7 protein-coding genes are annotated in these 10656 nt (G+C 35.7%); 1 reads left to right on the plus strand and 6 read right to left on the minus strand.

Features of this window, described 5'->3' with window-relative positions:
- Positions 1–116 precede the first annotated feature (116 nt).
- The 6 genes from KHB02_RS28370 to KHB02_RS28395 form a co-directional block, all read right to left on the minus strand.
- Entirely contained in the window at positions 117–1766 is a 1650-nt protein-coding gene (locus KHB02_RS28370) for a hypothetical protein (RefSeq protein ID WP_213144079.1), read from the minus strand.
- Between the two features lie 484 nt (positions 1767–2250).
- Positions 2251–3579, minus strand: coding sequence for a glycosyltransferase family 2 protein (locus tag KHB02_RS28375; RefSeq protein WP_213144078.1), 1329 nt, complete (start codon positions 3577–3579; stop codon positions 2251–2253).
- A 262-nt stretch (positions 3580–3841) separates the two neighbouring features.
- A complete protein-coding gene (wecB, locus tag KHB02_RS28380; RefSeq protein ID WP_213144077.1) occupies positions 3842–4996 on the minus strand; it encodes a non-hydrolyzing UDP-N-acetylglucosamine 2-epimerase in 1155 nt (384 codons plus the stop codon).
- Between the two features lie 646 nt (positions 4997–5642).
- Entirely contained in the window at positions 5643–5798 is a 156-nt protein-coding gene (locus KHB02_RS28385; protein WP_213144076.1) for a YwzD family small protein, read from the minus strand.
- A 319-nt stretch (positions 5799–6117) separates the two neighbouring features.
- The gene (galU, locus tag KHB02_RS28390; protein WP_213144075.1) at positions 6118–6990 is read right to left on the minus strand and encodes a UTP--glucose-1-phosphate uridylyltransferase GalU; all 873 of its coding nucleotides are present in this window, start codon (positions 6988–6990) and stop codon (positions 6118–6120) included.
- A 246-nt stretch (positions 6991–7236) separates the two neighbouring features.
- The gene (locus KHB02_RS28395) at positions 7237–9648 is read right to left on the minus strand and encodes an immune inhibitor A domain-containing protein (RefSeq protein WP_213144074.1); all 2412 of its coding nucleotides are present in this window, start codon (positions 9646–9648) and stop codon (positions 7237–7239) included.
- A gap of 277 nt (positions 9649–9925) precedes the next feature.
- On the opposite strand from KHB02_RS28395, the gene KHB02_RS28400 reads away from it, so the two are divergent.
- Positions 9926–10543 (plus strand): hypothetical protein, encoded by a 618-nt coding sequence (locus KHB02_RS28400; RefSeq protein WP_213144073.1) that lies wholly within the window; start codon positions 9926–9928, stop codon positions 10541–10543.
- The last annotated feature ends 113 nt before the right edge of the window (positions 10544–10656 follow it).

Genomic DNA, 10656 nt, shown 5'->3' on the forward strand with positions numbered 1-10656 from the left:
AAAATCTCTATACCTTAATTATACAAAAAAGACTGCCAGCAAACCCGAATTTTTTCGAATTTGTCGACAGTCTGAAGGCTAAGTAAGTTTACTTAGCCTTTTTTGCAGTTTGATGTTTATTTGCAATATTCAGTTTCAGAAAACGGAAAGGATTCCTTTTTTTCACAAGTTAATGTATCAACAATATTGTATTTGATGTTCCGCTCCTCAAATCGAATTCTATTTGAATAATCGTTACCTGATTTTACCTCTACTACTTTCTTTTGTGCAGCAAGAGCATTCAATTGGGCATCAACTTGCCTGCTATATTTATTCTGTTCGGTAAAGTGGTACTTAGAAACCAGAAGTGTGTTCACTAGCATAATTGCCACTATTCCCCATCCTAAGAGAGAATAAACTTTCTTTTTGCAGTGGAAGGCAAAGATAACTATTAATATCGGGGCAACCCATATTTGGGGTGAATACCTTGCCCACCAAGATTCCGGATTAACTAAAACCGATATCAACAAAATTATTCCTGGTAAGATGATATACCTTGTCTTTTTCCAATCTAGTGCAAGTGAAATAAGAAATAGTAATGCTGTAACAACTAATGCTCCGCTAAATAATGGACCAAAACCTCCTGCCCGGACATCAGGGGCCATAAACACTTCTAATTCTTCCTTTTTAATCGTAAATGGCATCTTTTTCTTGCTGCTTTCTGGAGTAACAGGGTTTTCAGATTTCGCAAACAAAGAATGTGCCAGGCTGATAAATTGATTATGGTTATTATAATTAGCCGGGCTGTTTGCTGTCATAATATCAACAGCATCTTTACCGAAGAAAGGGTAGAATGGATTACCTTTCGTAATCGTATTAGTTACAAATGGATTGCATCCAATAACTGCAATTGAAATAATAAAGGTTATGACAACCGGCCAAATTATTCTTTTGATTATACTTTTCTTTTTAAACAGGATGAGTCCTAATAAATAGCATAGTACAATGACACAAGCATAAACCAGAGCCATAAATTTAATATTAACCAACAATAGAATAGAAAAGCATAAAACAACAATTTCCCAAAGTCCGTATTGATCAAATAATTGATAAACCATACAAAAGATAATGAGTAATAATGAGTAAATCTGACCATCTATATAAAAACTTGTTAATTGTGTTAGTACAACTGGGTTAAACGCAAGAACAAACGCAAGTAGAATAGATTTTATACGATAGTTTGGAAATATCTTTGTAAGTGTACCAATTGTAATAAAGAAAGAGGAGATTAGTAAAACAAAGTTAAACACTTTTCCTGTTTCTATCATGCCCGTAACACTATAGAACACTGCAGATAATATCCATGGTCCTTTTGGAGAATGGTTAATCCAGAGTTCGTGTATAACGTCAACGGGATGGCCAAAAATAGGATTCCAATTATTGAGTGTAAGCTGTATAATTGCTTCCTGCTGATAACCTTGGCCATTGTAAGATAAATCATAAAACCTTGCTGCAAAAAAGCTTCCTACTATAAAAATACCCGCTAAAATCAATACATTTAAAAAGTACATCTTCATACTAACTTTTCTATTAACTGACTTATATAAATCAAAAATTAATATAAGGGTTAAAACAAGTGATAGCCAGAAATTCAATTTGGTAATAGAAGCACCTGTAAAAAAAATGATGGTAGAAACAATTTCAATTAAAGCCAAAAAGACAATGACGGAATAACCGACTGTCATGATAAATTTCATATTATCATTTTGCATAATATCGTTTTTCATTTTATCACCTTTTATTCCGTGATATCTTTAATTTGAAGTAAGATTTTATTTAACTAACATAATGATACCCCAAAAAATAAAGAGAACACCAATGATTTTATATTTCCCAATATTATCCTTAAAAAACACACCTTGCAAAAAATAGTACCCATTTTAGGTTGTGCATTAATCGGAAAAACTATATATATAATGTCTTCAATATTCAAATATGTAAATGGGTTCATGGACCCATTAGCTGTATGTAAAGACGAATAATCTTGGGAATTTCACCTGAACACTTCTATATTCATTCCAAGCAGATGTTCCAAACCAGGATCCTTCTTGTTTTTCCTTATTAATTGTTTCATTCCATCTTGCTATGATACCAAAAAATATAAAAACATTACAACAAGAAGAGTTTTAAAAATAACGATAAAAAGGGAGGAAGCCTCATACGATCCTCCTCCCCATTATAATCTTGTTAAAAAGCATAAAATTATTAATATCAGGTATTTTCTCTCTCATGTTTAACAGCAGTCTTATTATGCTCGGTCTTTACCCATGTATGTTGCTGTTTCCACTTTATCAACCCTAAAATCTGAGCATAAAAGAAAGTGTACGCATAATAGAATAAAGAATAAGTCATGTAAAAGAAACGGAACTTATGATTCGTATCTGCTTTAATGGCATAATACATCATACCTAAAAATTGATAAGAAAAAGTAATTAAAGAGAGAATACTTGATCCGAATAATAACGGGATTAATCTTCCCCCAAGTGCGGGAATGGCCATATATTTTTGAGCCAAAATACTATAGATAAAAGAAACAACTACTCCTAATAAAACAATGGATAATTGTACCGCCTTCGCCATTCCGAACAAATAGAATAATTGGTCCAATATCCTAAGCTTCCCTTTTTCCGTCAGCAGTTTCTTCATCATCGGCTTAAAATTTGTAAACGCAACAAACCAGTGTCCTTGTGACCATCTAGTTCTTTGTTTTATACTCATTTTTAGTTCATCTGGTTTTTCATCAAAAACACGAGTAAAATGATTCCAGAGTACTCGCCCATTATCCTTAACAATCTCAAGCTCTAATTCAATATCTTCAGTTAATGAGCGGAAACTAAATCCACCGTGTTTCATAAGGTATTCCAATTTTACAATAAACCCAGTTCCACCGATTGAGTTTGGTAAACCAACCCTGTATTTCGATAACTGGAAGAAACGGTTCTGAACGTAATAACTCATTGCATAACCTAACGATAATGATGTTACTGAGTTTTTCGAATCTAGATAAGCTTGTATTGCTTCCGGTTTTCCTTTTGCAACATACTGAGAGTTTAACTCCTTTAAAATATTGGGTTCAACATGATTATCTGCATCCAAAATTAACAAACAGTCGTATTTTTCAGGCAACTTATCAAATCCTAAAAATCGAAGCGCATATTGCAATCCGGCAGGTTTTCCTACCCCTTCTCTTGGAAATAACTTTTGGCTTGTATCAACCGATTTTATTCCCAGTTCATCGCAAATTTCTCCAGTTCTATCTGTGCTGTTGTCATTTACAATATATATATCAAAAAGGTCTTCTCGATATTGAATGGTTTTCAAGTTTTCTATGGTAGATCCGATTACTTTTTCCTCATTATGAGCAGCTACCAAAATTAAGAACCTAGTCTGGTCTTCAATTATCTCATAGTCACGCTTTGCCTTGCCAAAACCAAAAAAGCTTAAGATTAAATAATATATAGCCAAAACGTTAACGTATACAGCAAGTATTACAAGAATTACTAAAAAGACGGGCACTATATAATGATTTATAAAGTCCATTTTTCTCCCCCTTAGTTAAATAGTATACAACAAAATAAGACACTAATATTTTGTTCAAAATAACTTTAATAAAACTAAATCAAACTCTAAATTTGAATTCTAATGAGCATATTTTGCACAAAGAAAAGACTAACATAACAAAAATAAATCTGCAAGGTAAATATTCAAATGGAAATTTTTAAATAAACCCCCAAACGTAGTTTGGGACTAATATCAACTACATTAGGGGGTCTAAAGAATGCTATGCTTAACCTTTATTTCTTCATTGTTTATTTGTTGAAAAATTCACTGGTCTTTCCTTCAACCTTCCAAAGTGATAAAGAATCGCGTCCACTATTCTTTTGGAAGCATGTCCATCACCGTACGGATTCGAAGCCTTTGACATAAGATCGTGGGCAATTTTATCAGATAACAGTTCATTCGCAAGATTGAATATGGTGTCTTCATCAGTCCCCGCTAACTTCAAAGTTCCTGCCTTAACACCTTCTGGACGCTCAGTGGTATCTCTTAAAACCAAGACTGGCACCCCTAAGGATGGTGCTTCTTCTTGAACCCCACCTGAATCCGTTAAAATTAGGTAAGATCTTGAAGCGAAATTATGGAAATCAATCACATCAAGCGGCTCAATTAAATGAATCCGATTATTTTCTCCAAGTATTCTATTAGCAATTTCACGTACCACTGGATTCATATGAACGGGATAAACAACTTGGATATCATTATGCTCATCTACAAGCCTGCGAATAGCACGGAACATATTCTCCATTGGTTTTCCAGTATTTTCCCGTCGATGTGCAGTCATTAGGATTAATCGATTGTTACCCAATTGATCGAGAACAGGATGAATATAATTTTCTCTAACAGTTGTCTTTAATGCATCTATCGCAGTATTCCCTGTAATAAATATTGTTTCGTCTGCTTTATGTTCTTGAATTAAATTTTCTTTGGATTGGTCGGTCGGTGCAAAATGGATGTCTGCTAAAACCCCAGTAAGCTGACGATTCATTTCCTCTGGGTACGGTGAATATTTGTTTCTAGTACGAAGTCCAGCCTCTACATGACCAATAGGAATAGAATTGTAAAAGGCAGCCAAACTTGCTACAAAAGTAGTTGTCGTATCACCATGAACTAGTACAATATCCGGCTTGACCTCCTGAAACACCTTATTTAATCCTTCTAAACATCGAGTTGTTACATCAATAAGTGATTGTCTGTCTTTCATTATATTTAAGTCAAAATCAGGAACAATTTTAAATATATTTAGCACTTGGTCGAGCATTTCGCGATGCTGAGCTGTTACAGTTACAATTGATTTAATTTGATCGTTATTCTTTTCTAATTCTTTAACTAAGGGAGCCATTTTTATAGCTTCAGGTCTAGTTCCAAATACCGTCATGACTTTTAGTTCATTTTTCATATAAACCTCCAAAATAATACCCATTTTTTTCAACGAGTTTAATTTATGATTGTATTAGATAGAATTTCCAACATCTATAAGGATAACAAATAATAACCAACTATTAAAGAAGAAAGAAGTCTGTTCAAAAAAAGCGAAATAAGGACATTTATATTTCATTTTAGTTTCTCTGTCCATACTTAACATATTATATTAATTATATTGTGTTTAACTTATATATTTTCGATTCACCTCTAAAAACTTTATTAAAAAATATATCAAAGTATTTCAGAAAAAAAGGCAGCTAATAAATCAAATTTCCAACCATAGAAAAAGCGGATTCAAAGTTATTACACCTTGTAAATCCGCAATTAATTTAGTTTAACTAATTTTGAAATTGCTAATTCCTATAGGTTTTTTTATACTCTTAAAAAGTCAAGGTTAACTTATTTTTGATAATATCACTATGTAATTGGTTAAATACAAGTTCATTGTTTTTTCTTCATAACATTCTCCAATTGCATTTACTTGGATTAAAAAAGGATAGACCTTCATTTCTTTCACTACTTACCTTTTACTCCTATTGAGTCCTGAATAATTAAAGAATTCTACCCTTTTTCATTTATATCACTTAAGAAAATGTACTTTATATTAATTGTGCATAAATCTATTTCACTAGCATATGTTTTAAGTCATTTTTTAACTCATCTAATATTCTTGTTAAGGTAATATTTTCTTCCTTCAAACCAATATCATATGCTTTTTTTAACAAATGGTAAAAATCAGGTTGAGTAATTTCGTTATTATTTTGTTTATTTTCCATCGTAACCATCCTTATTTTTTACAATTTTAACTTCCAATAAACATTTATAAATAAACAGGGATTTCGATTATTTTAAAAGCTCTAAAGAACTCATATTTCCAAAAATATTGGTAATTATAAAAATTGACTTTTGTGACATTTATACATCATCTACAAGTCTAGTAAATAGTCCATCAAATGTAAATGTATTCCTAATTTTTTATATGAATTTTTTGTGTCAGACTCCAAAAATAAAAAACCAAAGCTCTTTTAAAAATACATTAAAGAGCTTTGGTAATCTAGTGGAAAATTTTATTTATATAGTTTTTTTACTAAATTTTTATTTAATATCACACTTTTGCTCTAAAAATTTTAATAGCTCATATCTTAATTCTTCATTCTGAAGCGCAAATTCTATAGTTGTTTGAATAAAACCAAGCTTTTCCCCCACGTCATATCTATTTCCTTCAAATTCATACGCAAACACTCGTTGTATCTGGTTCAGTTTTTGAATGGAGTCCGTAAGCTGAATTTCCCCTCCTGCCCCTACTTCTTGTTTATCAAGGAACATGAAAATCTCAGGAGTAAAAATATATCTTCCTATTATAGCTAAGTTGGAAGGTGCAGTACCTAGTTCCGGTTTTTCAACGAAGTTTTTTACTTGATATGAACACCCTGCCTGTTCAATCGGATCAATTATACCGTAACGGTTGGTTTCATTATCCGGAACCCTTTTTACTCCAATAACAGAAGCATGGGTCCTATTATATTCCTGCATTAATTGTTTTAAGCAAGGAGTTTCAGCTTGAACAATATCATCTCCGAGCAGTACTGCGAAAGGCTCATTCCCAATGAAATTTCTTGCACACCAAACTGCATGTCCTAGTCCCTTTGGTTCTTTTTGTCTAATGTAATGAATATCCACCATTTTTGAAGGTTCCTGAACCTTGTCCAATAAATCCAATTTGCCTTTATTTAGTAAAGTTTGTTCGAGTTCATATGCATAATCAAAGTGGTCCTCTATTGCCCTCTTACCTTTACCTGTTACAATAATAATATCTTCAATGCCGGATGCAACCGCTTCTTCAACTATGTATTGGATAGTTGGCTTATCAACAATTGGTAACATTTCTTTAGGCATAGCTTTGGTAGCTGGCAAAAACCTGGTTCCAAGACCAGCAGCGGGGATTATGGCCTTTCTTACCTTTTGCATATTTATTACACACCTTTCCTTCGAATTAATACTTGTCAAAAAAGTTACTTTTTTTAATATATATTCCATTATATATCTTATAATTAATACTTAAAGCACAAAAACAACCTTTGCCCCTTGTTCATAAACGTACAAAATTACGAATGTGAATGAGTGTGTACCTGCTGCTTTGGTGTGAACGATAAAGTATATCAATAACTGTATGTTTACATAAAAGGACACCGAGCAATGCCCGATGCCTCACTATTATTTATGAACCCAAACTGCCCCAGCAGAGTTATCCTTCGCTTCGCCAATGACTTGGACCTTAAGCGGGTACTGCGCCGGAACTTTTACCCCAGCATCTGGAATCATATTGTTCATATATGTTTTTGTAGAATCAAATGCTGTGACGCCTGGATGGCCTGGATATTCAAAAAGACCGCGGGACGGAGAATCAATCGTCCATGCAGGTGCCTGATCCAATGAGAACGCAGCATCCGCCACTTGGTATCTTGTACTTTGACTGATGGAAGGTTTACCATTCAGGGTACCTACAATTGCTTCAGGATGGGCATCGACGACGCTTAAGAAGCCTTCACCAGGGTGAACGCCGCCCCAGTTATCAGTAAATGTATCGTCACCATACCAAACTACTAAACCAGTATTATATTTAACACCGCGAGAGAATGCTAAGGCCTTATCGGCTCCGGCATAGTTTCTCCACTCCAGGTAATAGTAATGTGGCTTTTTAATCCAGCCGTCCGATACTTCGAAACCGTTTAATGTGACTTGAGGAGTTCCCTCTGCATCATCTGAGAATACAACCTTATCGTCAAAAGTTAATTGCAGGTTATCGAGTGCGAATCCGTCTGGTGCAAGGCCTCCATCGGTTACATATTCAAATACCAATTTGACTTTTTTACCGGCGAATTCGCTCATGTTATAGGACTTGTCCACCCACTTACCTTGAGTAGATTCGAATGCTGAACCGCTGCGGACCACGTCCGAGTCATCCCCGATTACATCGATTACTTTTTCTGAACCATCATTGGCAACAGCTGTTACGTTCAAATAATCGTAATCTGTTTCGACCTCATAGAAAGCTTTAAAGTCAAAACTTGCACTGCTTGCGTTTGTTAAATCAAATTCTGGTGTTTCCATTACCGTATCTAGGTCATCACCTTTTGTACTATAATAGTATTTCGCTCCAAATTCAGGCTGGATTCCAGGAACTTTTTTAGCAGGAAGATTAACCTTCACGATTCCGGGATTCTTCGACTTCGTTACACTCTGGTCGATGACTGCAGCCAGACCGTTTTGATCGATATCATCATAGTTTACTTCTGTAATATTCGCCCAGTTTCCACCGATTGTTTTTTGATAGAATTCTTTCACCTGCGGTGAAAAGCTTGGCGGCTGTGTTCCGGCAATATGGCCGCTCCAGCTACCGCCGCTCATGATCGACCATTGTGCAACCGTATCGCCATTGCCGGTATATTGTGTATCATACTCATCTGGAGCCCCTAAGTCATGGCCATATTCGTGTGCGAATACGCCAACTGCTCCGTCTTCTGGCTCAACAGTGTAGTCATAAGCTGCCATTTTACCGCCCCAGTAATCTACGGCAGCTGTAGTGTTAGCGACAGGATAAACACCATTTAATGTCCAGCGGTGTGACCAAATCGCATCATCTCCAACTACTCCGCCGCCAGCCTCCTGGCCTACACCTGCATGTAGTACCATTAAGTGGTCAACTAAACCGTCTGGCTCGTTACGGTCGCCATCACCATCTAGATCATATTGGTCGAATTTATCATAATCTGCCAAATTAATTCCAGATGCCACAGCTGCATTTAGTGCATCCTTAATAAGTCCGCGGGCTCCTTTTGTGCCAGGTTTATTATCATGGCCGCCTGCTGGACTGTCACCGCCATACTCAGCAGCGTTTCCTGGTACTGTCAACCAATCGGACACCGTACCATCGACGGTGTAACTACCGCCTGATTGCTCTTCATAGTATTGTTTAAATGTTTTAATCTTGTCTCCGTTGAAGAGAGTGAAATCTTCATCGCCAAACAACATTTTTTCATAATGTTCTTTGTTAAAGTCATCTGCGTACATATATCCAGCTTCTTGTTCTACATTATTGTGCTTTAAGTCAGCATACTCTACTAAAAGCACAAGAACCTTATCTTCACGAACATCCCCGTTATATGCTACCTGCTTGGCAGAGTCTACTTTAACTGCGCCAGTCGGCTTACCTTTTTTAAAGTTTTCGTGACCTTTGTTAAGCTGAGCAGAAAGCTTGTCCTTTTGCTGGGTTAAAAAGTCTTTTGCTTTTTTGTCCATTACCTGCTGTTCTTTTGTAACTGCCTTGTCTGCCTTGCTAGGCTTTTCTCCTTGCTTTAGCTTGATATAGGTTTTCACAGCCTTCGTTACTTCCTGAGAAGAAGCGTCCTTTGAAATCAGCCCCCGCTCCTGTAAAGCTTTGGCGAGCCTGTCCTGATCAACGATGTTCAAATCAACCGGAGCCGATTGGACCTCAGCAGCATACGCTGGTTTGGCTGAAAAGGGTGCTCCTTTTGTCCCAACAAACGGCGCTGCAAATAAGGCCGATGCGGCTAATGTGGAAGCTGCGATGCTGGAAAATACCTTTAAACCGTAGTTCTTCTTCACTATGTATCCCCCCTAATAATAGACTCATATTTTTATATTTTCAGAAGAGTCTGATTGAAATTCTACCATTTAGTCTGAATATTGTAAATAATACTAATATAATAATAATTCAAAAGTACTAGAAAAAAATTCCATAATAATTCGTAAAGTATGAAGTTTCCGTGTCATATCTATATTTGTAAAATTATTTCATTAAAACAGTTCAGGGAATTAATGGATTATACTATTACTTTTGTAGTAGGATAATAGTAGTCTAAATAGAAATTGGGGTGCTATCGTGCTGACTCCTGCCCAACAAAAAGTCAAACAAGAGCTGGAGGAACTGAGAGCAAATGGTTCTTACAGGGACCAACTGATGAGCGAAAATCCCATTCCAGCTAAAACAAACACACATAAAAACTGGATATTTGCAGCCCTCGGAATTATTCTACTAATATTGTTTTCCTCTATGTTAACGATGAATCTGGCAGGCCCAAAAAATGAAAAGATTATCTCCTATTTAAAAAAGGAGCAACGATATAATAGGGAAAGCTCGAAGATATTGGGGGATATTCGGGAGAATAGAATCTTTAGTCTTCAGGAGGCCAAAACAAAGCAGGCTGAACTGTTTGCCAAGGTAAAGGAATTGGCTGTGCCTGCTGGTTTTTATGAATATAACCAGGATCTGCTAGGTGTTTTCGAACAACGCATTATCATTCTCACCTATCTGACTGAAAACAATCCGAAAGACCCGTTCCTTCTCCAAAAATTTTTCATTGAGCTCGATGTCAAGCAGGAATTGGCCAAAGATAGTTTGCTGAAGGCCTTTGACAGTGAAAAAATAAAATATCGTATACAGGAAGATGGTCCGATTGAATATTGGGTAAATGGGAAATCTAACTTTTACGAAGAATGAAGAGGACACCATATAAATAAAAAGGTCACAGTACGATTGAACTGCCCCCTGTCAAGTAGACAGTGGAAATAAAAAAACGATTTTAAGCGGCTTTAGCTCTGTATTCAAGGGGG

Source organism: Neobacillus citreus (assembly GCF_018343545.2).
GTDB lineage: Bacteria > Bacillota > Bacilli > Bacillales > Cytobacillaceae > Neobacillus > Neobacillus citreus.